The 23,944-nt window shown below is 66.8% G+C and carries 24 protein-coding genes; 16 read left to right on the top strand and 8 right to left on the bottom strand.

The window, feature by feature from the left end; all coding sequences use genetic code 11:
* Window positions 1-54: 54 nt before the first annotated feature.
* The 3 genes from rpe (at window position 55) to FPV16_RS09050 (ending at window position 2,504) form a co-directional block, all read left to right on the top strand.
* On the top strand, window positions 55-741 hold the full coding sequence (gene rpe, locus FPV16_RS09060) for a ribulose-phosphate 3-epimerase (protein ID WP_227437882.1): 687 nt from the start codon (window positions 55-57) through the stop codon (window positions 739-741).
* A complete protein-coding gene (locus FPV16_RS09055) occupies window positions 735-1,481 on the top strand; it encodes an HAD-IA family hydrolase (protein WP_227437881.1) in 747 nt (248 codons plus the stop codon). Before rpe ends, FPV16_RS09055 begins: the two co-directional genes overlap by 7 nt.
* A 276-nt stretch (window positions 1,482-1,757) precedes the next feature.
* Entirely contained in the window at window positions 1,758-2,504 is a 747-nt protein-coding gene (locus FPV16_RS09050; RefSeq protein WP_227437880.1) for a YebC/PmpR family DNA-binding transcriptional regulator, read from the top strand.
* 129 nt (window positions 2,505-2,633) lie between these two features.
* Here FPV16_RS09050 and FPV16_RS09045 read toward each other — a convergent pair whose 3' ends face one another.
* Both FPV16_RS09045 and FPV16_RS09040 read right to left on the bottom strand, forming a co-directional pair.
* Window positions 2,634-4,112, bottom strand: coding sequence for a methyl-accepting chemotaxis protein (locus FPV16_RS09045; RefSeq protein WP_227437879.1), 1,479 nt, complete (start codon window positions 4,110-4,112; stop codon window positions 2,634-2,636).
* Between the two features lie 15 nt (window positions 4,113-4,127).
* The gene (locus FPV16_RS09040) at window positions 4,128-4,343 is read right to left on the bottom strand and encodes a hypothetical protein (RefSeq protein ID WP_227437878.1); all 216 of its coding nucleotides are present in this window, start codon (window positions 4,341-4,343) and stop codon (window positions 4,128-4,130) included.
* 606 nt (window positions 4,344-4,949) lie between these two features.
* Here FPV16_RS09040 and ruvC point away from each other — a divergent pair.
* Window positions 4,950-5,516, top strand: coding sequence for a crossover junction endodeoxyribonuclease RuvC (gene ruvC / locus FPV16_RS09035; protein ID WP_227437877.1), 567 nt, complete (start codon window positions 4,950-4,952; stop codon window positions 5,514-5,516).
* Window positions 5,517-5,594: 78 nt separating this feature from the next.
* On the opposite strand, the gene FPV16_RS09030 is transcribed toward ruvC, so the two are convergent.
* Entirely contained in the window at window positions 5,595-6,212 is a 618-nt protein-coding gene (locus tag FPV16_RS09030; protein WP_227437876.1) for a YceI family protein, read from the bottom strand.
* 83 nt (window positions 6,213-6,295) lie between these two features.
* Here FPV16_RS09030 and ruvA point away from each other — a divergent pair, with 83 nt between their 5' ends.
* The 4 genes from ruvA (at window position 6,296) to bfr (ending at window position 9,124) form a co-directional block, all read left to right on the top strand.
* The gene (gene ruvA, locus FPV16_RS09025) at window positions 6,296-6,913 is read left to right on the top strand and encodes a Holliday junction branch migration protein RuvA (protein ID WP_027170893.1); all 618 of its coding nucleotides are present in this window, start codon (window positions 6,296-6,298) and stop codon (window positions 6,911-6,913) included.
* A gap of 173 nt (window positions 6,914-7,086) precedes the next feature.
* Window positions 7,087-8,076, top strand: coding sequence for a hypothetical protein (locus tag FPV16_RS09020; protein WP_227437875.1), 990 nt, complete (start codon window positions 7,087-7,089; stop codon window positions 8,074-8,076).
* Between the two features lie 206 nt (window positions 8,077-8,282).
* Window positions 8,283-8,564 carry a bacterioferritin-associated ferredoxin gene (locus FPV16_RS09015; RefSeq protein WP_227437874.1) on the top strand — a complete coding sequence of 94 codons (282 nt, stop codon included), beginning with the start codon at window positions 8,283-8,285 and terminating at the stop codon, window positions 8,562-8,564.
* A 62-nt stretch (window positions 8,565-8,626) separates the two neighbouring features.
* The gene (bfr, locus tag FPV16_RS09010; RefSeq protein ID WP_018041978.1) at window positions 8,627-9,124 is read left to right on the top strand and encodes a bacterioferritin; all 498 of its coding nucleotides are present in this window, start codon (window positions 8,627-8,629) and stop codon (window positions 9,122-9,124) included.
* Window positions 9,125-9,154: 30 nt separating this feature from the next.
* Here bfr and FPV16_RS09005 read toward each other — a convergent pair whose 3' ends face one another.
* Window positions 9,155-9,709, bottom strand: coding sequence for a Uma2 family endonuclease (locus FPV16_RS09005; RefSeq protein ID WP_227437873.1), 555 nt, complete (start codon window positions 9,707-9,709; stop codon window positions 9,155-9,157).
* A gap of 160 nt (window positions 9,710-9,869) precedes the next feature.
* On the opposite strand from FPV16_RS09005, the gene ruvB reads away from it, so the two are divergent.
* From ruvB to ybgC, 3 genes are all read left to right on the top strand, one after another.
* A complete protein-coding gene (gene ruvB, locus FPV16_RS09000; protein WP_227437872.1) occupies window positions 9,870-10,958 on the top strand; it encodes a Holliday junction branch migration DNA helicase RuvB in 1,089 nt (362 codons plus the stop codon).
* Window positions 10,959-11,138: 180 nt separating this feature from the next.
* Window positions 11,139-12,083, top strand: coding sequence for a metallophosphoesterase (locus tag FPV16_RS08995; RefSeq protein WP_227437871.1), 945 nt, complete (start codon window positions 11,139-11,141; stop codon window positions 12,081-12,083).
* Complete coding sequence (gene ybgC, locus FPV16_RS08990) at window positions 12,080-12,493, top strand: tol-pal system-associated acyl-CoA thioesterase (protein ID WP_227437870.1); 414 nt, start codon at window positions 12,080-12,082, stop codon at window positions 12,491-12,493. The genes FPV16_RS08995 and ybgC overlap by 4 nt, the downstream gene beginning before the upstream one ends.
* Window positions 12,494-12,520: 27 nt before the next feature.
* On the opposite strand, the gene FPV16_RS08985 is transcribed toward ybgC, so the two are convergent.
* Window positions 12,521-13,822, bottom strand: coding sequence for a methyl-accepting chemotaxis protein (locus FPV16_RS08985; protein ID WP_227437869.1), 1,302 nt, complete (start codon window positions 13,820-13,822; stop codon window positions 12,521-12,523).
* Window positions 13,823-14,167: 345 nt separating this feature from the next.
* On the opposite strand from FPV16_RS08985, the gene tolQ reads away from it, so the two are divergent.
* The 4 genes from tolQ to tolB all read left to right on the top strand — a co-directional run bounded on the left by tolQ (window position 14,168) and on the right by tolB (window position 18,291).
* The gene (tolQ, locus tag FPV16_RS08980) at window positions 14,168-14,884 is read left to right on the top strand and encodes a protein TolQ (RefSeq protein WP_018041984.1); all 717 of its coding nucleotides are present in this window, start codon (window positions 14,168-14,170) and stop codon (window positions 14,882-14,884) included.
* A 32-nt stretch (window positions 14,885-14,916) separates the two neighbouring features.
* Window positions 14,917-15,360, top strand: coding sequence for an ExbD/TolR family protein (locus FPV16_RS08975; protein ID WP_227437868.1), 444 nt, complete (start codon window positions 14,917-14,919; stop codon window positions 15,358-15,360).
* A gap of 14 nt (window positions 15,361-15,374) precedes the next feature.
* Complete coding sequence (tolA, locus tag FPV16_RS08970) at window positions 15,375-16,742, top strand: cell envelope integrity protein TolA (protein ID WP_227437867.1); 1,368 nt, start codon at window positions 15,375-15,377, stop codon at window positions 16,740-16,742.
* A gap of 217 nt (window positions 16,743-16,959) precedes the next feature.
* Window positions 16,960-18,291 carry a Tol-Pal system beta propeller repeat protein TolB gene (gene tolB, locus FPV16_RS08965; RefSeq protein ID WP_227437866.1) on the top strand — a complete coding sequence of 444 codons (1,332 nt, stop codon included), beginning with the start codon at window positions 16,960-16,962 and terminating at the stop codon, window positions 18,289-18,291.
* Between the two features lie 157 nt (window positions 18,292-18,448).
* Here the strand turns inward: tolB and FPV16_RS08960 are convergent, their stop codons facing one another.
* Window positions 18,449-19,681, bottom strand: coding sequence for an MFS transporter (locus FPV16_RS08960; RefSeq protein ID WP_227437865.1), 1,233 nt, complete (start codon window positions 19,679-19,681; stop codon window positions 18,449-18,451).
* A 180-nt stretch (window positions 19,682-19,861) separates the two neighbouring features.
* On the opposite strand from FPV16_RS08960, the gene FPV16_RS08955 reads away from it, so the two are divergent.
* Window positions 19,862-21,031, top strand: a complete 1,170-nt coding sequence (locus FPV16_RS08955) for a hypothetical protein (protein ID WP_227437864.1) — start codon at window positions 19,862-19,864, stop codon at window positions 21,029-21,031.
* 13 nt (window positions 21,032-21,044) lie between these two features.
* Here FPV16_RS08955 and FPV16_RS08950 read toward each other — a convergent pair whose 3' ends face one another.
* Together FPV16_RS08950 and FPV16_RS08945 are read right to left on the bottom strand one after the other, a co-directional pair.
* Entirely contained in the window at window positions 21,045-21,677 is a 633-nt protein-coding gene (locus FPV16_RS08950) for a redoxin domain-containing protein (RefSeq protein WP_227437863.1), read from the bottom strand.
* Between the two features lie 5 nt (window positions 21,678-21,682).
* Window positions 21,683-23,896 carry a protein-disulfide reductase DsbD family protein gene (locus tag FPV16_RS08945; protein WP_413629238.1) on the bottom strand — a complete coding sequence of 738 codons (2,214 nt, stop codon included), beginning with the start codon at window positions 23,894-23,896 and terminating at the stop codon, window positions 21,683-21,685.
* Between the last annotated feature and the right edge of the window lie 48 nt (window positions 23,897-23,944).

Genomic DNA, 23,944 nt, shown 5'->3' with positions numbered 1-23,944 from the left:
CGACGTCCGCGCGACGGCACTTGCCGGACCGAAAGAGTGAACGAGATAGCCCGTATGACGACCCGAACGGCCGGCCCCATCATCTCTCCCTCCATCCTCGCGGCGGATTTCGCCGCCCTCGGCGAGGAGGTTCGTGCGGTCTCGGAGGCCGGTGCGGACTGGATCCATCTCGACGTGATGGACGGGCATTTCGTGCCTAACATCACCTTCGGGCCCGACGTGGTGAAGGCGCTTCGGCCGCACAGCGCCAAGGTCTTCGACGTCCACCTGATGATCGCCCCCGCCGACCCGTATCTCGCCGCCTTCGCCGAGGCGGGCGCGGATGCGATTTCGGTCCATGTCGAGGCCGGCCCGCATATCCACCGCTCGCTCCAGACCATCCGGACCCTCGGCAAGCGCGCCGGGATCGCGCTGAATCCGGGCACCCCTGCGAGCGCCATCGAGCCCCTGATCGACATGGTCGATCTCGTCCTGGTGATGACGGTGAATCCCGGCTTCGGCGGCCAGAGCTTCATCCCCTCGACCCTGGAGACCATCGCCCGGATCAAGGCCATGACCGCCGGCCGCGACATCGACATCGAGGTGGATGGCGGCATCACCCCGGAGAATGTCGGCCTCGCCGCCGCTGCCGGAGCCAACGCGTTCGTCGCCGGCAGCGCCGTGTTCAAGGGCGGACCGGCCGGATATGCCGAGCGCATCGCCGCGATCCGGGCGGGCGCCGGCGGCACCGTCGCATGTTGAAGGCGCTGATCTTCGACGTCGACGGGACGCTGGCCGAGACCGAGGACCTGCACCGGCAGGCCTTCAACCGCGCCTTTTCCGAGCTGGGCCTCGACTGGCACTGGTCGCCGGAACTCTATGCCGACCTCCTCACAGTCATGGGTGGCAAGGAGCGGCTCGCCCATTACGTGGCCACCGAGCACGGCGATCCGGATGCGGAACGCCGCGCCCAGATGGGCGAGATCCACGACCGCAAGACCGGGATCTACGGCGACCTCGTCACGAAGGGGGCGCTCGAACTGCGCCCGGGCATCGCGCGCCTGGTGGGGGAAGCCAAGCGCGCGGGCCTGCTTCTTGCGGTGGCGAGCACCACGAGCCGTCCCAACGTGGATGCGCTCCTCGCCGTCAATTTTCCCGAGGGTAGCCCCTTCGACGTGGTCGCCTGCGGCGACGAGGCGGAGCGCAAGAAGCCGCATCCGGACGTGTTCGTCCTGGCCCTGACGCGCCTCGGCGTGGCCGCGGGAGAAGCCATCGCCTTTGAGGATTCGGCGGCCGGCATCCGCTCGGCGCTGGATGCGGGCCTGCCCGTAGTAGCCACGCGCAGCCGCTACACCGGCAGCCATAGTCTGGACGGCGCCTTTTCGGCGGTGTCGGATCTCGGTGAGCCGGGGACGCCCCATACCCACCTCTCGGGAACCCCATGGACCGGGGGTGTCGTCACCCTCGCGGGGCTGGCGGCCTGGCACGAGCGGGCGGGCTGATCCCCTTGGCCTGCCTGGGGAACAGCGTCGCGCCAGCCAGGAAACCGAGGCCGGCGGTGAGGGCGAGGCGCCACCAGGGCCGCCCGGCCCCGTCGTCTCGGGAGGATGTCGCCATGTTCGTATCCGCCGGGGCCGGAAAAGCCCTGTTCCGCCAACGCGGCGGGCTCGCTCGCGTTGCCTCCATGGGCGGACCCGGCCTATAACCCGGCCAAATGCCGCTGCGGCGACGCATGCGTGCCCCTCCGTTCCACCTCCGATACGACCCAAGGTCACGCCATGGCCGGCCATTCCCAGTTCAAGAACATCATGCACCGCAAGGGCCGCGTCGATGCGGTCCGATCCAAGATCTTCGGCAAGCTCGCCCGCGAGATCACGGTGGCGGCCAAGCTCGGCATGCCCGACCCGGCGATGAACGCGCGCCTGCGCGCCGCCATCATTGCGGCCCGGGCCGAGAATGTGCCCAAGGACAATATCGAGCGCGCCATCAAGAAGGCCTCGGGCGCCGATGCCGAGAGCTACGACGAGATCCGCTACGAGGGCTACGGCCCCGGCGGCGCTGCCCTCATCGTCGAGGCCCAGACCGACAACCGCAACCGCACCGCCTCCGACGTGCGCTCCGCCTTCACCAAGTCCGGCGGCAGCCTCGCCGAGACGGGCGCCGTCTCCTTCATGTTCGACCATGTCGGCGTGGTGGAGTTCGACGCCAAGGTGGCCGATGCCGACACGATGCTGGAGGCCGCCATCGAGGCGGGCGCCGATGACGTGCGCTCCTCCGATGATGGTCACGAGATCACCTGCGCCCAGGATTCCTACGGCGAGGTCTCCAAGGCCCTGGAGGCCCGCTTCGGCGAGCCGCGCCGCACGGCCCTGGTCTGGAAGGCCCAGAACACCATCGAGGTCGACGACGAAACCGGCGAGAAGTTGATCCGCCTGGTGGAGGTCATCGAGGACCAGGACGACGTCCAGAACGTCTACGTCAATTTCGCCCTCTCCGACGCGCTGGTGGCGAAGCTGGAGGGGTGAGCGCCCCGGAACCGAGAGGGGTCATGCCAAATCCGATTGATCCCTTCGGGAGGGCGGATTTGGGCCTCGCTGAGGTGCCGGACGGGCTCGACCGATCCGGTCATCCGCTTTGCTGGAGCGGAATCGGGATCACGCAGCCTTGACGGTATCCAGGAAGCGATCGACTTCAGCACCGAGCTGACCGGCTTCGTGCGCGAGGGCCGAGGCCGAAGCGAGGACCTTGGCCGCGGCCGTTCCGGTCTCCCCGGCCGACCCGGCGACGCTTCCGATAGTCCCGGTGATCGCACTGGTGCTTGCGGCGGCCTTGGCCACGTTGCGGATGATCTCGCGCGTTGCCGCGCCCTGTTGATCCACCGCACCCGCGATAGTGTCCGCCGCACTGCTCATGGTGCGGATACGCGCAACGATGCTCTCGATGGCAGCCACCGCCTCGCCGGTCGTCCCCTGGATCGCGCTGATCTGTTGAACGATCTCTTCGGTGGCCCTGGCAGTCTGGTTGGCGAGCTCCTTGACCTCCGAGGCGACCACGGCGAAGCCGCGACCGGCGTCGCCGGCCCGCGCCGCCTCGATCGTGGCGTTGAGCGCCAGGAGGTTGGTCTGTCCGGCGATGCCCGTGATCATCCCAACGACGTCGCCGATTCGGGCGGCGCCCGTGCTCAGGGCCTGGACCAGACGGCCCGTCGCATCGGCCTGGCCAACCGCGCCTTGCGCCATGCGCGCCGATTCCTCCACCTGCCGACCGATCTCCTGAACCGAGGCGCCGAGCTCCTCTGCAGAGGCAGCCACCAACGTGACGTTGGCGACAGCGCCCTCGGCCGCGGTCGCGACGGCCCGCGCGACGGCGCTCGCCTGTCCCGCCGTACTGTCCGCCGTCCCCGCCATCGTGCGCGCTGTGTCCTGCATTGCCGCGGCGGCCAGTGTGACCCGGCCGAGGATGCCGCTCACCGTGGATTCGAAGTAGTGGGCTGTCTGCTGCATCGCGGCTCTGCGCTCTGTTTCTGCACCGGCACGCGCCAGGGCCGTTTCCGCCTCGAGGGCCTGCATGCGCGCCATCTGCGTCCGGATCTCCCGCTCAGAGGCCGCCTGGGCGGTGAAGGTCGCCACGATGGTTTTTGCCACCCAGGCGAGCACGCCGGTCTCGAGGATCAGGATGACCGCATGGAGCGCCACGCGCCTCAGTTCCCCTCCCGCGACGCCCTGGGGAAAGATCAGAGCCGGCATCGCGAGATCGAGGGCGAGGTGGTGCCCGGCCGTGGCCGCCGCACAGGCAATCAGGACGCGCCAGTCGCACCACGCCACGACCAGTGCCATGCAGGCGAAAAAGTACATGTGCAGGTCGATCTGCCAGGAATGCCCGGAGAAGATCGAGAGCAGCACGGCCGCCATGCCGATCAACGACAGGCTGCTGACGAGGCGGGTCACCATACCGGTGGGAGATCGCCAACGTGTCAGCGTGCTGAGCCCCGCCAGGATGGTTGCCGCCAGGATGGCATCCGTCGGAGCGTTCCCGCTGAACCAGGCGCCGAGCCCGATGATCGGCAGGTGCAGCCAGAGGAGGACGATCAGGAATCGGCTGAAGCTCCGCCGGAGAGTCTCGAGGTTCGTCATTGAGGTTCGGGTCTTTCAGATGCGCTTGGCTAGGGGAGCTCGGGCTCGTGAAGCAGGGGATCGGGATGCGGAATCGCAGCCGCGCGCGTCGCCGGCGTCGATGACGAGCCACGCGCCGGAGGCGTAGAGGCGGGCGACCAGATCCGGTGGGCCGGCGGTGACTACGATGCTGTTGGTCCATCCGCCCATGCGCAGGATCGACCCGCCGGCTCGGGCGACGAGGGCGGCCATGTCGTGCCCGGGCGGGCCAAGGACCACCACCGTTCGGGAGGCGGGTATTGCCAAGAGGCCGAGTGGGACCAGGACGACCGTGATCACCGCTAGACCAGCGATGAGTCCGGCGGCAGGTCGGCTTAGAGAGCATTCTGATCTGTTCAGGGGCACCAGTAATTCAGTCAAATTTCATGTCATTCTTATAAAATCATATAAAAATATCTATAAAGCCTTACCAAAATCGCATTTACAAACTGTTTGTCGAATCTTTTCTGATAATATCTGCGTCTTATTGGATATTTGTAATAAGTATCAAATTATAAATCTGGATTTTGGACGCGTGATTCGGTTTTTTGCAGTAATATTGCGAGTTTCGCTCCGATCGGCTAGAGTTTAGAAGGACAACGGCCGCAGGGCAGGCCAACAGTCTGGCGCGGGGTCTACCCCAGGTATCGGTCCGGAGGCTTCGGCGTCAGGATTGTGCATTGCCAAAGTCTTGCCTGTGCCTGGTTCAGGCCTTGGCACAAGACATCGTTCACGATATGTCCTTACTGCTCAGATTGGCGCGGTGCTCGCGCCCGGAGCGGTCCGATCCATGATTTTGTTACCTTTGGTCCTGCCCGCATGACCGGTCCCATCCGCATCCTCGGCATCGATCCCGGCCTGCGCCGCACCGGCTGGGGTCTGATCTCCGTCATCGGGACCAAACTGACCTATGTCGATTGCGGCGTGGTGACGTCGGATGGGGACTTGCCGCTCGCCCTGCGCCTGCGGGAATTGCACGAGGGCATCGCCCGCGTGGTGTCGGGGTTCTCGCCCGACGAGGTCGCCGTGGAGGAGACCTTTGTCAACAAGGATGCGCAGGCGACCCTGAAGCTCGGGCACGCCCGCGCCATCGCCCTGCTGGTACCCGCGCTGGCGGGGCTTCCCGTCTCCGAATACGCCGCCAACCTGGTGAAGAAGACCGTCTGCGGCTCGGGCCATGCCGAGAAGGTGCAGATCCAGGCGATGGTGAAGTTCCTGATGCCCAAGGCCGAGTTCAAGACGGCGGACGCGGCGGATGCCCTGGCCATCGCCGTCACCCATGCCAATCATCGCGGGGCGCATGCCCTGAAGAAGCTCCACGCCCCCGTCGCCGGGGTGAGCGGGCTTGCCGCCGCGCGGATCGCGGCGGCCCTGGCGAAGGAGTGAGCATTCTCCTCTCGCCCTTGCGGGACGAGCTGGGGGGCACCGCCTGAAACGCCTCCCCGCGCGGGGGGAGGCGGCCGCTCACTGCGCCTTGAATTCGCCCTCCAGCCGCAGGGACACGTCGTCGCCGATCGCGGGGAGGAAGGCGCTGACGCCGAAATCCGAGCGCTTGATCACGGCCCAGCCGTCGAAGCCCACGGTGTAGCGCTTGTCGATGGGGTTGAGGCCGGCCCGGTTGAAAGTGGCGTCGAAAGCCACTGGCTTCGTCACGCCCTTCAGGGTGAGGCTGCCGGCGACGCGGGCCGTGGTCGGGCTCGTGGGCTCCACCAGGGTGGCGGTGAAGGTGGCGGTGGGAAACTTCTGGGTGTCGAAGAAGTCCGGCCCCTGGAGATGGCGGTTGAGCGCCTCGTTGAGGGCGTTGATGCTCCCCATGCCGATGGTCACCGTGAGCCGGCTCTTGCCCGGATCCTTGGGGTCGAGGTCGGCCTGTCCCGCCACGTCGGTGATCTGGCCGTAATAGGTGGAGTAGCCGAGGTGGCTGACCGACCAGGTGATCTTGCCGTGGGCCGCGTCGAGCACGTAGCTCCCGGCCCGGACCTGGGTCGGGTCGGTGGTGGGGCCGGCATCCTGGGCCGGGCTCTGGGCATTTGCGGTAGCGGCGGCCATCACGACGAGGAGGGCGGCGAGGGGTGTGCGCATCGGGCGGTCACTTTCTCTCGGAGGCGGGTCGGACAGGCGGGCCTGTCCCTGGTAAAGACCCGTCCGTGATGACGGGATGACGCATGATCGGCAAGTTGAAGGGCGTGGTGGATTCCTACGGTGAGGATTTCGTGATCCTCGACGTGCAGGGGGTCGGCTACGTGGTGCATTGCTCCGCCCGCACCCTGCAGCGGATGCCCGGCGCCGGCGAGGCGGCGTCGCTGGCCATCGAGACCCATGTCCGCGAGGACATGATCCGGCTCTACGGCTTCCGGTCGGATGCGGAGCGCGAGTGGTTCCGCCTGCTCCAGACCGTGCAGGGGGTCGGCTCCAAAGTCGCCCTCGGCCTCCTATCCGTCCTAGAGCCGGAGGCCCTCGCTACCGCCATCGCCATGGGGGACAAGACCTCGATCGCCCGTGCGCCGGGGGTCGGTCCGCGTCTGGCCGCTCGCCTCACCGCCGAGCTGAAGGACAAGGCGCCGGCCTTCGCACCCATCGACCCCGCCGTGCTGGCCTTGTCCGGCGCCGTGGAGGATCGCACCGCGCCGCAACCCGCCGCCGATGCGATCTCCGCCCTGGTCAATCTCGGCTATGCCCCGGTCCAGGCTTCAGCCGCCATCGCCGCGGCGATGAAGGGCGCCGGCGAGGGGGCGGAGGCCAAGACCCTGATCCGCCTCGGGCTCCGCGAACTCGCCCGCTGAGTCCGGGCGCTGCCACGGGTGAATCCTCATCCGGCCCGGCGCCGGTTTTAATGGTCTACGTTACGGCGACCCGCTGCTTTGACTGGGCGGATCGGCTTTCGTCCTTCCGGTGACCTGTCAAATCCGCTATCGACCGGAGCCCCGACTGGGCGGACCGCGCTCCGGGATTGAATATGACGGGCTTCTGGATATCCCTGGCGGCCGCTTTGGTCTCGTGCGCGGCGCTGGCACCGGCCCTGGCGGCCGATCCGGCGGGCGCGCCGCCGCCCGTTCCGGATACGCCCTCGCCGTTCTTCCTGTTTACCGACACCCAGGTGAGCTACCACTACCAGTTCCCCGCCGCCGAGCCGGGCGTGCGGGTGCGGAACGCGGACGGCTCGTTCCGGTCACGCGGCATCCCCAAGCAGATCTTCACCTTCTCGCATGCCAATGCCTGGGCCTACGGCACCAATCTCCTCTCCCTTGACATCCTGAAATCCGGCTCGCAGGAACGCGCCGGCACCACCAACGCGCCGGGCGGGTTTTTGCTTCGCGATGACGGCGCGACGGAGGTCTATGGCCTCTATCGCGGCACCCTCAGCCTAAACGCCCTCACCGGGACCAAGGCGTTCGTGGTGCCCGGCCTCGTCAAGGACGTCTCCCTGTCCTATGGGTTCGACGCCAATACGAAGGACACCGCCTTCGGCCCGCGTAAGCGCAACGTCGTCGGCGGCCTGAACCTCGCCTTCGACGTGCCGGCCGGCTTTCTCAGCGCCTCGGTCCACGCCTACAAGGAGTGGAACCGCAACGGCTTCAACCCCTATCCGAACCGGGACATCAGCTACGACACCGTCCCCGAGATCGAGATCGCCTACAGCTTCCCCCTGGCCTTCACCGGCTTGCCCCTCAGCGTCACCGGCATCAACAACATCGTCCTGCCCAAGGGGCGTGGTGTCCGCAACCCTGCGATTTTCGCCTTCAACCGGCAGACGGGGCTCGAATTCGTCTCCCGCACCAATCTCGTGCTCGACCTCGGCAAGCTCGTCTACGACCAGCCCGACCGCGTCGATGTGTTCATCGGTTTCCAGTACTGGCTGAACAAGTTCGGCAATCTCGAAACGGCGACCCTGAAGGGGACGGAAGAGAAGAGCTTCCTCGCCGGCATCGCGTTCCACGTCTTCTGAGCAGGCTCTCCCCGATCGAGCCCCGTGGCCGCAGGCGCGTCCGCGTGCCTTGCGCATTCGTCCCGCGGCAGTTAAGTTATTGAGAAAGCAGTAGATTTTAAAAGTTCTAAAAAGGCACGCAAGCAAATGATCGGGGAGGGGAATTTGCCGATGACGCAATTGTCTCGTCCGCGATCGACGCTTCCTGTTTCGTTCAGCGAGCTCCCATGATCGTCTGTTCCTGTAACGTGTTGTCCGACGGTGCCGTCCGCGCGTGCCTGAAGGACGGGCCCGATTGCCCGCGAACCCCGGCGCAGGTTCATGCCTGCCTCGGCTGCAGCCCGAAATGCGGCCGCTGCGCCCGGACCATCCGCTCGATCATGCAGGCGGCCCTGCAGGGGGCCCTGCAAGACGCGGTGGCGGAGTCCGGCCATGCGTGCGGAACGGGTTGCGCAAGCGGCTGTAGTTTGGTTCAATTCCAAACTGCGGGGGAGGGGATCGCCGCCTGAGGGCCTGTGCGAGGTCCCACGCTCCCCTTCGAGCTTGAACTAGCCGGACGGGAGTGAGTTTTATGAAGGGTGATGCGAAGGTCGTCGAGTACCTCAACAGAGGTCTGCGCAGTGAACTGACGGCCGTGAGCCAGTACTGGCTCCATTTCCGCATGCTGAACGACTGGGGCTATATCGATCTCGCCAAGTTCTGGCGCAAGGAATCCATCGAGGAGATGAACCACGCCGATCGGTTCATCGATCGGATCCTGTTCCTCGACGGGTTTCCGAACCTGCAGGAGCTCGATCCGCTGCGGATCGGCCAGAACATCGAGGAGATCATCGCCTCCGATCTCGCCGCCGAGACCGAGGCCCGCGCGCTTTATCTCGAAGCCGCGCAGTATTGCGATTCGATCAACGACCGGGTGTCGAAGATCCTGTTCGAGGAGCTGGCCGCCGACGAGGAAGGCCATATCGACTTCCTCGAGACGCAGCAGACCCTGATCGCCCAGATCGGCCTGGCGCTCTACGCCCAGAAGCATATCGGCGGCCTGGAAGCGATCGCTCCCGAGAAGGATTGATCCGAAGCTGAGCGCCGGCCCGGCCGGCGCTTAGCGCGCGATCACACGATAGTAGATGTCGCGCAGGGGCAACACAGCCTGGATTGCCCCAAGATCGAGACTTGCATCGATCGCCTTGATGACACGCAGCCCGCTCCAAATGCCGTCGACCCGGTCGAAGACTTCGATATGTGGTTTGTCGCGTGCCACCAGCACGTAATGCTGCAGGGAGCCGAGTTGCTGATAGACGTGCCACTTCTCGAAATGGTCGCGTGCTTCCGTCCCTGGAGACAGCACTTCGAACAGGATAGTCGGGTTGTCCACCGAGGTCGTTCCCGGTTCGAGGTCGCCGCAGACGACGAGGACATCCGGCAACATCGCTGCGTCGAGCGATTTGCATTTCATATAGAACGTCTCGGTGAAGGTCTGGCAGGAAGACCCTTTGGCGCGAAAGACATTTTCAAGACCGGTCGCGATGTTCTGGACGATGCGTCCGTGCTCCCAGCGGGCGCCGACCATCATCCGCACGACGCGGCCGCCGATCAGTTCCCAGCGCTCGTTGCGCGGCTTGTCGGCCAGCAACTCCTCGAAATCGTCGAGGGCCATCCTCTCGAATTGCTGTGAGGCGTCACTCATCGCGAACCCCCTGCCGCGGCCGCCTGCCGCCGATGGGGCAGTGTAGCGCGCGCGGCGGCGTTGTGCGACATCGGGCCGAACGCCCGTCCACCGGAGCAGGCCCCGTGCCGGGCCCCGACCGAGAGCCCGTGTGAGCAAGCTTCCCAAATCGCCGAAATCCCCGACCCTGCACCCGCTTCCGGAGTCGCTCCTCACGCCCGAGCGCCGCCCGGACGACATCGAGCAATCGATCCGTCCGCTGAGCCTTGCCGAGTTCATCGGCCAGCGTGCGGCGCGTGCGAACATGCAGATCTTCATCGAATCCGCAAAGAAGACCGGTTCCGCCCTCGACCACGTCCTGTTCGTCGGGCCGCCGGGTCTCGGCAAGACTACCCTGGCGCAGATCGTGGCGCGTGAGCTCGGGGTGAACTTCCGCTCCACCTCCGGCCCGGTCATCGCCAAGGCCGGGGACCTCGCGGCCCAGCTCACCAACCTCGAAGAGCGCGACGTGCTCTTTATCGATGAGATCCACCGCCTCAACCCGGCGGTGGAGGAGATCCTTTATCCGGCGATGGAGGATTACCAGCTCGACCTCATCATCGGCGAGGGGCCGGCCGCCCGCTCGGTGAAAATCGAGCTGCCGAAATTCACGCTGGTGGGCGCCACCACACGCGCCGGGCTGCTCACCACGCCCCTGCGAGACCGGTTCGGCATCCCGATCCGCCTCGAATTCTACGATGTCGACGAGCTCGAACTCATCGTCACCCGCGGTGCGCGGGTGCTCGGTATCGGCATGTCGGCGGAGGGCGCCAACGAGATCGCAAAGCGCGCGCGCGGTACGCCACGCATCGCCGGCCGTCTCCTGCGCCGGGTGCGCGACTTCGCCATCGTGGCCGACGCTCCCGCCGTCACGCGGGCCATCGCGGACCGGGCGCTCCAGCTCCTCGACGTGGACCCGGCCGGCCTCGACGTCATGGACCGCAAGTACCTGACGATGATCGCCACCTCCTTCGGCGGCGGCCCGGTGGGAATCGAGACGATCGCGGCGGCGCTGTCCGAGCCGCGCGACGCCATTGAGGACATCATCGAGCCGTTCCTGATCCAGAAGGGCTTCGTCCAGCGCACCCCGCGCGGACGCATGCTGACCCCGCACGCCTACAAGCACATGGGCTTCGTCGAGCCCCGGCGGGAATCCGGTTCGCAATTCGGATTGTTCGGGGCGGCCGATCCCGATGGCTGATGGGAGAGGCCATTTTGTCCTGCGCTTTGCGAGGAAGGCTTTCGAAGCAAGGCAATGGGTGCGCAGCCCTTCGCCCCGCATGCGGAGAGAGGGGGGTGCTAGCGTCGGTCCGAAAGCCAGATCCTATGCAAGAGCCCCGGCCGAAACGGGATGGGTGGTGCAAAAGGCGACGTCCGTCCCATGAGCTCCGAACCCGCACCCTCTCCGGTCTGGATCACCCGCCGCACCGTCGTGCTCGGGCTCGGCGCCGTGGCGCTCGCGGGCAGTGGCACGGCCGCCTACGGGATCGGCATCGAGCCGATGCGTCTCGCCATCACGCGGTACCGGATCAGGCCGATGGCACCCTGGCCGTCGGGCCTGACCCTGCGGATCGTGGCCGTCTCCGACGTCCATGCCTGCGATCCCTTCATGACGCCCGAGCACATCCGACGGATCGTCGAGGCGGCCAACGGCCTCGGCGGCGATGTGATCGTGCTGCTCGGCGATTATGTGAGCGGCATGAAGCGGATCACGGGCCTCGTGGATTCCGCCGATTGGGCGCCCGTCCTCGGCGGCTTGAAGGCGCCGCTCGGTACCTATGCCATCCTCGGCAACCATGATTGGTGGGTCGATCGCGCCGCCTGCGAGCGCGGGCACGGCCCGACTTTCGCCAGGGAGGCCCTGACCCGCGCCGGCATCCGCGTTCTCGAGAACGAGGCTCTGCCTCTGCGGGTGAGGGGACACGAAGTCTGGCTCGCCGGGCTCGGTGATCAACTGAGCTTCGAGCGCACATGGTGGCGTTACGGTCTCCCCCGGAAGGGAAGCGACGACCTGCCGGCCACCCTTGCGGCGATCCCCGACGGCGCGCCCTCCATCCTCCTCGCCCACGAGCCGGACATCTTCCCGAAGGTTCCGGCCCATGTGGCGCTCACCCTCTCCGGCCATACCCACGGCGGACAGGTCCGGCTCCTCGGCTATGCTCCCGTCGTCCCCTCCCGCTATGGGCGGCGCTACGCCTATGGCCATGTGCGCGAGCAGACCGATCTCGTCGTGTCCGGCGGTTTAGGCATGAGCGGCCTGCCGGTGCGCCTCGGCGTTCCCCCCGAGATCGTCGTGGTCGACCTGTCTTCGGAAGCCATCACATGACGTCTCATCGCATCGATATCCGCGTCTATTACGAGGACACCGATTTTTCCGGCTTCGTCTATCACGCCAGCTACCTGCGCTTCATGGAGCGGGGGCGGACGGAGCTGTTCCGGACCCTGGCCGGGAACCAGTCGGAACTGCACCAGGAGGCCGACGGACTGCATTTCGTCGTGCGCCGGATGGTCATCGACTATGCCAGGCCCGCGCGGATGGACGATCTGCTCGAGATCCGGACCTGGACGGCGCAGATGAAGGGCGCTTCGATGCATCTGATGCAGGAGGTGCTGCGCGGGGACGACAGGCTGGTCCGCGCCGAAGTCGTCATCGCTTGCGTCCGTGACGGACGGGCGATCCGCCTGCCGGACAGCCTGCGCCAAGCTCTGACGACGATGCAGGTCGATGAGGCATAGCAGGCCGGCCGAGCGGATCCCCGACCTTCAGATCTTGCGGACCTCGCCCAGGAAGACCGTGACCGCCTGCGTGAGGTGATTGATCTGCTGATCGAGTTCAGTGGTAGCGCCGAGCACGCTCTGCGCCGAGGCAGCGGAGCTGTCGGCACTGGCCGCCACCGCCACGACGCTCTCGTTCACACGCCTCGTCTGCAGCGACGCCGTGTTGATGCTGCGGCTGATCTCGGTCGCGGTCGCCGTCTGCTCCTCGATTGCCGCCGCCACCGTGACGGCGCTCTCGTCGATGCGGGCGATGGTCACGGCGATCCGCTCGATCATCGTCACGGTCGCGGTGGTCGTCGCCTGGATCTGCGTGATCTGCTGCGAGACCTCGCTCGTCGCACGCGAGGTCTGGTCGGCCAGTTCCTTGACCTCCGTCGCCACCACGGCGAAGCCGCGCCCGGCGACCCCTGCCCGGGCGGCCTCGATCGTCGCGTTGAGGGCAAGCAGATTGGTCTGGCTGGCGATCTTGCCGATCATTCCGACCACCCGTTCGATACGCTGCGAGTTCTCCCGCAGCGCCTGGACACTGGCCACGGCCTGCCGGACTTCCTCCACGGCCGCCGACGTGACCGAGCGGGACCGGTTCATCTGCTGATTGATCTCGGCATTGGAAGCGTTGAGCTCCTCCACGGCGGCAGCGACGGCCCCGACATTCGAGGATGTGCCACTCGCACCGGTCGAGGCGATTTCGGCGGCTTGCGAGGTCTCGCCGGTCTTGTTCAGGACATGGCCGGCGGCTCCGCGGACCGTCGTCGTGGCCTCCGCGGCCCTTCCCAGCGAGGTCTGCGCCGCCTGGTCGAAGGACGCGATGGCATCTGTCAGAGGTGTCATGTCCGCCCAGGACAGAACGGCGGCGAGGTAGTCCCCATTGCCCGAGTAGACGGCCGAAACGTGCAGATCGAGGGTCTTGGGACCGAGGCGAATTTTCGTCCGCCAGGGAAGACGCGCGGGATCGGACACGATCCCGCGCTGGTGGCTTGGGTTCTTGTGAAACACGTCCATGGAGCTGCCGACCATGCGGTCGGGGTCGACGCTGCTTGGAATGTGCTCGCGTAAGGTGTGAAGGGTCTCGATACTCCGACGGTTCGCGTAAGTAATATTTGCGCTCGTCGGGTCCAAGACCAGCACATTGACGGGTAGAGCATCGAGGACGGCCTCGAAGTCCACGCTCATGCGTGTATCTATCGTCGGCTTTGTCTCTTTTTTAAATCGAGCGAGCGCGAGCATGGAAATCTTTTCCAATCCACGGCAAATACAGAGCGAAATGCTGCTGTTGGTGTCGATCAATATAAATCTATAAGGTATAACGATTTATTAAAAATCAGATCTGTACTGAATTTGTAAGAACAATATTTCGTCATCTCTGTCTTGTGCCGTCCTGAAGGATTGGGGTCCGTCGGCGGGTCCCCCTTCGGTGGACCGGTCCGGACCGACCGCAAGGGAATGTTAACCCTGCCGGATGCTTAACTGGCGCGGACACAACCGCGGTGCGCTGCACAAACCAGCCCTTACTTTCGACAGATTCGCGGACCATTGAACGTTGAAATCACTCAAGGTTCCGGTTCGAACGCGAAGGCCGGGCCGCCGGTTCTGCGGCAGCCCTGCACTGGGTTTTTCGAGGATCGTGTTGCCATGAACCCAGCCGATGCCATGCAGGCGCTGCCGCCGCCGGACATGAGCCTGTTCAACCTGTTCTGGCACGCCCATTTCGTGGTCAAGCTGGTGATGGTGGGGCTGCTCGGCTGCTCCGTCTGGTGCTGGGCGATCATCGTCGACAAGACGCTGCTGTTCCGCCGCACGAAGACCGAAATGGACGCGTTCGAGGAGGCGTTCTGGTCCGGCCGCTCGCTGGAAGAACTCTACCGCTCCTTCAACGACCGACCCGCCACCAATCTCGGCGCCCTGTTCGTGGCCGCCATGCGTGAGTGGAAGCGCTCGTTCGAGGGCTCGGGCCGCCAGATCCAGAGCCTGTCCCAGCGCATCGACAAGGTGCTCGACGTAACGATCCAGCGTGAGGTGGAACGCCTCGAATCGCGCCTGCTGTTTCTCGCCTCCATCGGCTCGGCCGGTCCCTATGTCGGCCTGTTCGGCACGGTCTGGGGCATCATGACCTCCTTCACCGCCATCGCCGCCTCGAAGAACACGTCGCTGGCAGTGGTGGCCCCCGGCATCGCCGAGGCTCTGTTCGCCACAGCCATCGGCCTGTTCGCAGCCATTCCCGCGGTGCTCGCCTACAACAAGCTGCAGTCGAACGTCTCGAAGGCCCAGTCGCGGCTGGAGGGCTTTGCCGACGAGTTCTCCGCCATCCTTTCGCGTCAGATCGACGAGCGCCTGTCGCTCGCCGCCTGATCCCGCATCCTTAGAAGCATCGAGGCACGATCATGGGCATGGCCCACGGAGCGGCGCAGGGGGGCAGCAGGCGGCGTCGCGCGCGGCGGGGCGGCGCCATCAACGAGATCAACATGACGCCGTTCATCGACGTCGTGCTCGTGCTGCTCATCGTGTTCATGGTCGCCGCGCCGATGATGACGGTGGGCGTGCCCCTCGACCTGCCGCAATCCAAGGCGAGCCCGCTCAACTCCGATTCGACGCCGGTGACCCTGTCGATCCGCCAGACCGGCCAGATCTTCCTCGGCGAGGCCGAACTCACCGACGACACCATCGTCCCGAAACTCGTGGAGACCTCCAAGTCCGGCTTCGAGGAGCGGGTCTTCGTGCGCGGCGATAAGCGGGTCGATTACGGCCGCGTGGCCCAGGTGATGGCGATCGTGACCGGAGGTGGCTTCAAGAAGGTCGCCCTCGTCACCGAGCCGGACCAGAAGTAGCGGGCGCCGCCACCGTGAAGCTCCCCGCCAAACTGCGCGAACCGGGCGTCTGGATCTCCAGCGGCGTCCATGTCGCCGTTCTCACGGTGGCGCTGATGTCGGTCGCCGCCCCGGCCCTGCCCGACGCGCAGGAGGGCGTGCCGGTGGAGGTGATGACCGAGCAGCAATTCTCGGAACTGACCAAGGGCGAGAGGAACGCCGACAAGCCGATGCCCGACGCCAAGCCCCGCGCCGACAAGGTCGCGGAGAAGGCCGAGGAGCGCGAACCCGAGAATGCCAAAGTCGATGCGCCCGCGCCCCCGAAGCGCCCGGCCGACATGAAGGTCGCCAGCGCCGAGGAAATGCCCCTGCGTATGCCCGACCACGATTCCGAGAAAGAGGCGGCGGAGGCCGCCGCCAAGGCCGAAGCGGCGAAGCTCGCCAAAGAGGCCGCCAAGGCTGAAGCCGCGAAAGCGGCGGAAGCCAAGGCTGCGGCTGAGGCCAAAGCTGAGGCCAAGGCAGAAGCTAAAGCCGCCGCCAAGGCGGAGGCTGCCAAGGCGGAAGCCAAGGCCGAGGCGGTGAAGGCTGCCAAGGTCGAGGCCGAGAAGCGCGAGAAGCTGGCCGAACTCATCGAGCGCCAGGAGGCCGAGGCCATCGCCAAGGCGGAGGCCGCCAAGGCCGAAAAGGCCAAGGCTCTGGCGGACGCGAAGGCCAAGGCCGAAGCCCTCGCCAAGGCGGAGAAGGCTGAGGCCGAGGCGGAAGCCAGGGCCGAAGCGAAGGCAAAAGCCGAGGCCGAGCGTCAACAGGCGGTCGCGGAGGCCAAGGCTGCGGCGGATGCCAAGGCGCAGGCCGAGGCGAAGGCCAGGGCGGATGCCGCCGCGAAGGCCAAGGCGAAGGCCATGGCGGATGCCCGCGCCAAGGCCGATGCGGAGGCCAAGGCGAAGAAACAGGCCGAGCTCGCCGACAAGTTCAGTTCCGGCGACATCAAGCAGCTGCTCGCCTCACGGGCGCCCTCGCAATCCACCGGCGCCACCGGCCACGAGGTCCAGCGCACGGCTTCGCTGGGGGCGGCCAGCGGCACCTCGCAGCGCCTCTCGCCCTCCATGCGCGATTCCCTGATCGGAATGCTGACCCAGCAGATCGAGCGCTGCTACTCGGCGCCCCCAGGCGCCTCCCAGGGCGTGGTGCTGCCGATGCTCGATATCCGCCTCTCGGCCAATGGTTCGCTGAGCACCGAGCCGCGGATCATGCGCGGCGGCGCCAACGCCGTGGACCGCTCCCTCGCCGAGGCGGCGCTTCGTGCGGTGAAGCGCTGCGCGCCCTACAAGATCCCGCCCCAGTTCGCGCCGTACTATGACGACTGGAAGGCGATCAACGCGGAATTCGAGTTCTCGCGGGTGTGATACAGGTCGGTGATCCTTCCTTCGGATTCGTCCAATCCCTCTCCCCCATCCTGAGGTGCCCGCGTCAGCGGGCCTCGAAGGAGGCTTCCAGACAGCACAAGGGCCCTGGAAGCCTCCTTCGCGGCCTTCGCCCACGCTTCGGCACCTCAGGATGAGGTCGAGGATAGGAAGGACCGACGCTCCCAGAATCCCTGCTCAAGGTTTTCGGAATCTCTTCATGACCGACACTTTCCACCAGCGGCTCGCCTCGCCCCTGGCGTCGCTCCTCGCGGTCCTCGCCCTCGTGCTCGCCTTCGCGGCGCCCGCACAGGCGCAGCTGAACCTGCGCATCGGCGGCGGCTCGTTCCAGCCGATGCCCATCGCGGTCGCCGATTTCTCCGGTGATCCGAGCCTCGGCCTGCTGGTTTCGAGCGTGGTGACCAACAACCTGCGCCGGTCCGGCTATTTCGTGCCCCTGGAGAAGGGGAAGTTCCCTGAGAATCCCGGCTTCGATGCGGTGCCGGGCTTCGACAAGTGGCGTGCCGCCGGCGCCCAGGCCCTGATCACCGGCCGGGTCGGGCGTGATCCGGCCGGCAAGCTCAAGGTCGAGTTCCGGCTCTGGGACGTCACCTCCGGCCAGCAGCTCACCGGTCAGCAATATGGCGCGGACGTCGCCAATGCCCGCCGCACCGGGCACCTGATCTCGGACGTGGTCTATACCAAGATCACCGGGCTCGGCGGCTGGTTCGACAGCCGGATCGCCTTCGTCGACGAATCCGGCTCGAAGGAGAATCGCCGCAAGCGCCTGATGGTGATGGACCAGGACGGCGCCAATGTCCGTGCGCTGACCAACGGCGAATCCGCCGTGGTGGCTCCGCGCTACTCGCCCTCGACGCAGGACATCGCGTTCATGACCCAGGCCAGCGGGCAGCAGCCGCGCGTCCAGGTGATCAACCTCGAGACCGGCGCGCGTCAGGCCATCGGCCGGATGGATTCCATGAGCACCAGCCCGCGTTTCTCGCCCGACGGGCATCACCTCGTCATGAGCGTGCAGCAGGGCGGCAACGCCGACATCGTCAAGATGGATCTCGGCTCGAAGGCGCAGACGCCGATTACCAACGGCAACGCCATCGACACCTCGCCCACCTACTCCCCGGACGGCAGCAAGATCGTGTTCGAATCCGATCGCGGCGGCTCGCAGCAGGTCTACGTGATGGGCGCCGACGGCTCGAACCCGACCCGTATTTCCTTCGGCGAAGGCTCGGCCTCGCAGCCGGCCTGGTCGCCCAAGGGTGATCTCATCGCCTTCACCCGCCAGCGCAAGGGCGGTTTCGCCATCTGCGTGATGAAGCCGGACGGTTCGGGCGAGCGCGTGCTCACGGAGGGCTTCCACAATGAAGGGCCGACCTTCGCGCCGAACGGTCAGTACGTGCTGTTCTTCCGCGATCCCGGCGGCCAGGGCGGCGGCAAGCTCTACATGGTCGACATCACCGGCAAGGTGGAGCAGCCGGTGCCGACCCCGTCCTACGCCTCCGACCCGACCTGGTCGCCGCTGCTGGCGGGGAAGTGAGGGGAAAGGCGGGCAACGATCTCGACCGGTATTCCCGCCAAACCAAGGACTTCCGTCGAACGGTCCTATCCCTGTCGCGTCGCGTCCATGACCGGAAAGGAATAATCTCCCCGCAGGATGGGGTGGGGATACGGACCGCCGGGCTGCGGAGTTCCGATCACTCCGCCGGCAGCAGCCGGTCCCGCGCCTTGAGCGCCGGGAACAGGCGTCCCCACAGCGCGGCCACGAGGATCGTCGCGAGCCCGCCCGCCACCACGGCGGGTACCGCGCCGACGAGGGCGGCGAGCGTGCCGGATTCGAACTCACCGAGTTCGTTGGAGGCGCCGATGAACACCGTGTTCACCGCCGAGACCCGTCCGCGCATGGCATTGGGCGTCTCGCCCTGGACGAAGGTCTGGCGCACATAGACGCTGATCATGTCGGCCGCCCCCGTGACGAACAGGCAGGCCATGGAGAGCGGCAGCGACGTGGACAGGCCGAACGCCGTGATGGCGAGGCCGAAGACCGCCACCGCCTGGAGCATCCGTCGGCCGGCATGGCGTTCGAGGGGGCGATAGGCGAGAAGGATGGCGGTGACCACGGCTCCCGCCGCGGGCATGCTGCGCAGGGCGCCGAGCCCGAGGGGGCCGACATGGAGGATCTCGGCGGCGAAGATCGGCAGCAGGGCGGTGGCGCCTCCCAGCAGCACGGCCACGAGATCGAGGCTGATCGCACCGAGCACCACCGGCTGCGAGCGGATGTAGGACAGGCCGGCCGAGAGGGTGGCCCAGGTGACGGGCGGCCGCTCCGTCACGGCAGCGGGGCGAAAGCGGATCGCGACCACGAGGGCGCTCGCCAGGGCGAAGCTCGCCGCCGCCGCCCCGAACACGGCGGCGGGCCCCAGCATGTAGAGGAAGCCGCCGGCGGCCGGGCCGAGGATCGACGCGCTCTGCCAGAGCGAGGCGTTCCAGGCGATGGCCGATCCGAACAGGGGGCGCGGGACCAGGGTCGGGAGCAGGGCCTGCAGCGCGGGGTTTGCGAAGGCCCGCGATGTGCCGATGACGACGACGAGGGCGTAGATGGGCCAGATCGAGGCGGTGCCGGACAAGGCGAGGCCGAGAAGGCCGAGATCGGCCACGGTCAGGGTTGCATAGGCGATCGCCGTCACCAGGCGCCGGTCGTAGGTGTCGGCCACATGCCCGGTGATCAGGGCGGAGAGCATCGCCGGGAGAAAGCTCGCGAGCCCCACGAGGCCGAGGGCGAGGGCCGAGCGGGTCAGGTCGTAGACGAACCATCCCACCGCCACCGCCTGCATCTGGTAGGCGAGGCCGGTGAGGAACCGCGCGGCGCCATACAGCCGGAAATCGCCGTTGCGGAAGACCGACCAACGGGGCGCGGCGGGTTCTGTCATGGGGGACTCGGACGAGCGCATGCGGTTCGGGCGGAGATACGCCCGTGCTTGTCTAGACGAGATCGTCGGGGGCGGCACCGATGCCGGGTATGCCGGATGCGAGGTGCTGCCTTGTCGAATTGATAATGGTTGGGCCGATAAATTGCCTTCGATAGTGAGGTGTCATCGAGCTGTGCCGGAATGAACCAAAGCAATCTTGAGCAGAATCAGGCAGGCCAAGCTCAGCATTCGGTTCATGTTCCGACAACCTCCGCCTCGTCTTCGCGCGGCTCGATCAGGGCGTTCGAGAGGAGCGACATTCCGCAGGTCTGCCGTCTGTTTTCGGAGACCTTTCGCCTGGGCAAGAGCTATCAGGCGGGCAAGCTCGCCGCCTGCCTGGAAGCGACGTATTTCGATTCGCCGGGCTATACCGAAGGCACCGGCTCCATCGTCCATCTGGACCGGAACGGGGCCGTGGACGGCTTCATGGGCGTCATCGCCATGACCATGGTCGTCGGTGAGCGGACCCTGCGCGCCGGAATCCTCAGCGCCTACATGGCCGCCGATCCCGACAACAATCCCGGCATCGGCGTCAGCCTCGTCCGGGGCGTCACCGCCCGCGATTTCGACCTCCTTTTCACCGACACCGCCAACCGCACATCCCTCGATATCGCCCGCGCCACCCGCTTCGTGATCCTGCCGGCGCAGAGCCTCGAATGGGTGAAGATCCACCGGCCCGCGGGGACGGTGGCGTATTTCCTGGGAAAGCGCCTCCCCGGGCTCGCGCGTTGGGTCGTCCCGATCGCCCGCTCGGCCGATAGCGTGCTCCGGCGCTTCCTGCCCTCCGGCTCCCCACGCCCCGACGGTATCGTCTCGCGCCCCATCGCCGCCGCCGATTTCGCGGAGGCCGCCCGTCCCTTCCTCGCTCACTACGATCTGAAGCCGGACCCGGCCGAACTCGGCTGGTTCGTCGACCAGGCCGGTCTCCAGACGAAATACGGCCCCCTGCAGATCCGCGAGGTGGTGGATCGGATCGGCCGTCGGATCGGGTTGTATCTCCTCTACGCCCGTCGGGATGGCGTCGCTTATGCGCTCCAGGTTTTGGCGCTGCCCAACCGCGAGGAACTCGTCGTCGGCCAGATGTTCGCCGATGCGGCCGCACACGGAGCCGTCGCCGTGCGCGGGGCGACCTCACCCGACCTGATGAAGGGACTCTTCCGCCAGAAGGGGCTCTTCTATCACCACGTCATGGGGACGATCGCCTGGACGCGCGATCCGGAGGTGGCGGCGACGCTTCGCAGCGGCAACGTCTTTCTCGGCGGGCTTGCCGGAGAGACCTGGGCCCGGATCGTCACCGAGGATTTCTCGTGACGGGGCGGATTCCTCAGGAAGCGTACTTTACCGTGCAGCCATAGGGCTTTGCGGTCCTGACGCTCACCGGCTTGCCGGCGGCGATCTCGGTGAGGGCGAGGTCCACGTAATTTTTCGCGGTCTTGAGGTCGTCGAGATTGGCGGAAGGCTTGTCGTCGATGCCGCCCTGATAGAGCAGGGTGCCGTCGCCCGAGACGATGAACATGTGAGGCGTCGTTTTGGCGTCGTAGGCGCGGCCGATCGTGCCGGCGGGGTCGAGGATCACGGCGGTAGGCGCGGCCCCACGGGTCTGGGTCAGGCGGTTGGCGGCCTGCCCGTCCACCGCGCCCTGCTCTCCGGGGGCGGAGGAGATGACCGACAGCCAGACGATGCCGGCCTCGGTCCATTTCTTCTGCAGGGACTGCATCGCCTGGCCGCCGTAATGCTTTATCACGAAGGGGCAATCGTGATTGGTCCATTCGAGGACGACGGTTTTGCCTCTGTAATCCTCCAGCCGGACGGTTCGGCCATCGGCATCCGTGCCGGTGAAGAGCGGAGCGGGCTTGCCCACCTGCGGGCCCGCCGCCATCGCCTCGCCGATGGGCAAGAGCCCGGAGAGCCCTGCGGCGAATGCGGTTGCGAGAATCATCCGGCGGGGCAGGGCCATGGCTCTCACCTTTTCGTGGTCTCGAGGGTGGCGCGCCGGTCGGTGGCCTTCGCCGGGATCTTGGACAACTCGTCGAGGACGATACCCGATGTCAGGATCTGCGGCAGCACGATGGGCTCGCCCGTGCCGGTATAAAGCAGATAGAGCGGCACGCCGCTGCGGCCATGCTTCTCCAGCAGGGTGGTGATCTCAGGATTCTGGTTGGTCCAGTCACCCTTCAGATAGGTCACGTCGCGCGCCTTGAACGCGGCCTCCACGCTTTGGGTGCGGAGCGCCGTGCGTTCGTTGACCTGACAGGTGATGCACCACGCCGCCGTCATGTTGACGAAGACCGGTTTGCCGTCGGCCACGAGGGAATCGAGGCGGGCCTGGGTGAAGGGCGTGATGCCGTCGGCCGTCGCATTCCTCATATCCGCCGAGGCCCGGTCTTGGTCGAGGCCGACGGTGAGTGCGAGGGTCGCCGCCAGGGCCGCGACGGCGGTCAGGCGGGCGAGCCCGGCGCCGATGCCGCCCGCATGGCGCGCCCGCTCCCAGGCCCAGGCGGCGAGGCCCACGAGGACGAGGCCGATCAGCGCGGCCAGAAGACCGGCAGAGCCGACCTGCTGCGACAGCACCCAGACGAGCCAGGCCACGGTGGCGTAGATCGGAAAGGCGAGCGCCCCCTTCAGCGTCTCCATCCAGGCGCCGGGCCGCGGCAGGCGCCGTAAAGCCGCCGGCCACGTGGTGAGGACAAGGAAGGGCAAAGCGAGGCCGAGGCCGAGGCTCGCGAACACCGCGAGGCTCACCAGGGGGGCCTGTGTCAGTGCGAACCCCACCGCTGAGCCCATGAACGGGGCGGTGCAGGGAGTGGCCACCACCGTTGCCAGGATGCCGGTGAAGAACGAGCCTTCGAGCCCCGCCCGCCGGGTCAGTCCGTCGCCGAGCCCGGCTATTCCGCTGCCCAGATGGACCACGCCGGAGAGGCTGAGGCCCATGGCGAAGAGCAGGTAGGCGAGGGCCGCCACCACGAGGGGCGATTGCAGCTGGAAGCCCCAGCCGATCCCCGCGCCCGCGCCCTTGAGGGTGATCAGCAGCCCTGCCAGGGACAGGAAGGCGGCGAGCACACCGGCGGTGTAGGCCAGCCCGTGCAGGCGTACGCGGGCGGGCGGCTCGCCCGAATGCTTCACGAGGCTCAGCACCTTGATCGACAGCACGGGGAAGACGCAGGGCATCAGGTTGAGGAGGAGGCCGCCGAGGAAGGCGAGGCCGGCCGCACTCCACAGGGTCAGCGTCTCCTCCGACGAAGTGTTTCGCGACGCGGAGTCCCGTGTTGTGGGAATCACCCCGGTGGGAGCGGCGGCGGGCGCCTCGCCGATGGCATAGGAGCGCTGGACCGTGCCATCGGCGGTCTGCTCGTCGAAGGTGAGGACGCCGGGAAGCTCCGAGGGGGCGGTCTCGCCGGGTGTCGCCCGCGCGAGGCTCAAACGGAACCCCTTGTCGTCGATCGTCAGAGTCTGGGGAGCGGCGTTCTCGATCGCCGTCTCGGAATAGGGGAAGAAGGCGGCCGCGCGGATCGCGTCGGGTTTCAGGCCGGGCGCGTCGGCGGTGAGGACCAGCCTGTCGCCCTCGCTCGTGAGTGTCACCGGCCAGGGGGAGGGCACGGGGAGTGCCGCGCGGGCATCCTCGAACAGCAGGATGTTGGCGGCCGAACTGCCGGTGCTGGTGCCCGGCGTGGCCACGGGCAGGCTGAGCTTCAGGTCGGCGGAGCCCGGAATGCATTCGCGCTCGCAGACGAGGTAGGTGAGCTTTGCCGCCAGGGTCACGGACTTGCCGGGCGGCAGTAGCGCCGGCGGGGTGATCTCGGCCAGCAGCACCGTTTCACCCTCGAAACCGAAATTCACCAGATGCGCCACCGGGATCCGGCTCGGCGTCGGCCATTGAATCGCGCCCGCCGTGAAGCCCTGGGGCAGCGACCACGCCACTTCGGGCGACAGGCCGGAATCGCCCGGATTGCGCCAGTAGACATGCCAGTGCGGGCGCATCACCATGCGGATGCCGATGGTGAAGGGCTCCCCGGCCCGGATCGCCCCCGGCTCGGCCACGAGGTGAGCCTTGACGAGATCGGCCGGCGGCTTGAGCCCCTGCGCCGAGGCGCCCATGGCACCGATCAGCGCGAGGAGCAGGAGGGCGAGGGGCCGGATCATCGAAACCTTGAGGCGGAGGGGCGGGGTACCCGACATAACACCCTGACGCCTAGATATGGCCGTTTGGTGCCGTGGTAAAACCGG

Origin of the sequence: Methylobacterium sp. W2 (genome assembly GCF_020662345.1) — a bacterium.
Lineage (GTDB): Bacteria > Pseudomonadota > Alphaproteobacteria > Rhizobiales > Beijerinckiaceae > Methylobacterium.
This window is presented reverse-complemented; position numbering and strand designations above follow the sequence as displayed.

Coding starts and splice junctions, on each gene's coding strand:
- rpe (WP_227437882.1), top strand. CDS start 55: ATGACGACCCGAACGGCCGGCCCCATCATCTCTCCCTCCATCCTCGCG.
- ybgC (WP_227437870.1), top strand. CDS start 12,080: ATGACGTCTCATCGCATCGATATCCGCGTCTATTACGAGGACACCGAT.
- ruvA (WP_027170893.1), top strand. CDS start 6,296: ATGATCGGCAAGTTGAAGGGCGTGGTGGATTCCTACGGTGAGGATTTC.
- FPV16_RS08945 (WP_413629238.1), bottom strand. CDS start 23,896: ATGTCGGGTACCCCGCCCCTCCGCCTCAAGGTTTCGATGATCCGGCCC.
- ruvC (WP_227437877.1), top strand. CDS start 4,950: ATGACCGGTCCCATCCGCATCCTCGGCATCGATCCCGGCCTGCGCCGC.
- FPV16_RS09020 (WP_227437875.1), top strand. CDS start 7,087: ATGACGGGCTTCTGGATATCCCTGGCGGCCGCTTTGGTCTCGTGCGCG.
- FPV16_RS09005 (WP_227437873.1), bottom strand. CDS start 9,709: ATGGCCCTCGACGATTTCGAGGAGTTGCTGGCCGACAAGCCGCGCAAC.
- FPV16_RS09045 (WP_227437879.1), bottom strand. CDS start 4,112: ATGACGAACCTCGAGACTCTCCGGCGGAGCTTCAGCCGATTCCTGATC.
- FPV16_RS09055 (WP_227437881.1), top strand. CDS start 735: ATGTTGAAGGCGCTGATCTTCGACGTCGACGGGACGCTGGCCGAGACC.
- FPV16_RS08995 (WP_227437871.1), top strand. CDS start 11,139: ATGAGCTCCGAACCCGCACCCTCTCCGGTCTGGATCACCCGCCGCACC.
- FPV16_RS09015 (WP_227437874.1), top strand. CDS start 8,283: ATGATCGTCTGTTCCTGTAACGTGTTGTCCGACGGTGCCGTCCGCGCG.
- FPV16_RS09050 (WP_227437880.1), top strand. CDS start 1,758: ATGGCCGGCCATTCCCAGTTCAAGAACATCATGCACCGCAAGGGCCGC.
- FPV16_RS09040 (WP_227437878.1), bottom strand. CDS start 4,343: ATGGCCGCCCTCGTCGCCCGAGCCGGCGGGTCGATCCTGCGCATGGGC.
- FPV16_RS08955 (WP_227437864.1), top strand. CDS start 19,862: ATGAACCAAAGCAATCTTGAGCAGAATCAGGCAGGCCAAGCTCAGCAT.
- FPV16_RS08975 (WP_227437868.1), top strand. CDS start 14,917: ATGGGCATGGCCCACGGAGCGGCGCAGGGGGGCAGCAGGCGGCGTCGC.
- FPV16_RS08950 (WP_227437863.1), bottom strand. CDS start 21,677: ATGGCCCTGCCCCGCCGGATGATTCTCGCAACCGCATTCGCCGCAGGG.
- tolB (WP_227437866.1), top strand. CDS start 16,960: ATGACCGACACTTTCCACCAGCGGCTCGCCTCGCCCCTGGCGTCGCTC.
- FPV16_RS09030 (WP_227437876.1), bottom strand. CDS start 6,212: ATGCGCACACCCCTCGCCGCCCTCCTCGTCGTGATGGCCGCCGCTACC.
- FPV16_RS08960 (WP_227437865.1), bottom strand. CDS start 19,681: ATGACAGAACCCGCCGCGCCCCGTTGGTCGGTCTTCCGCAACGGCGAT.
- bfr (WP_018041978.1), top strand. CDS start 8,627: ATGAAGGGTGATGCGAAGGTCGTCGAGTACCTCAACAGAGGTCTGCGC.
- tolQ (WP_018041984.1), top strand. CDS start 14,168: ATGAACCCAGCCGATGCCATGCAGGCGCTGCCGCCGCCGGACATGAGC.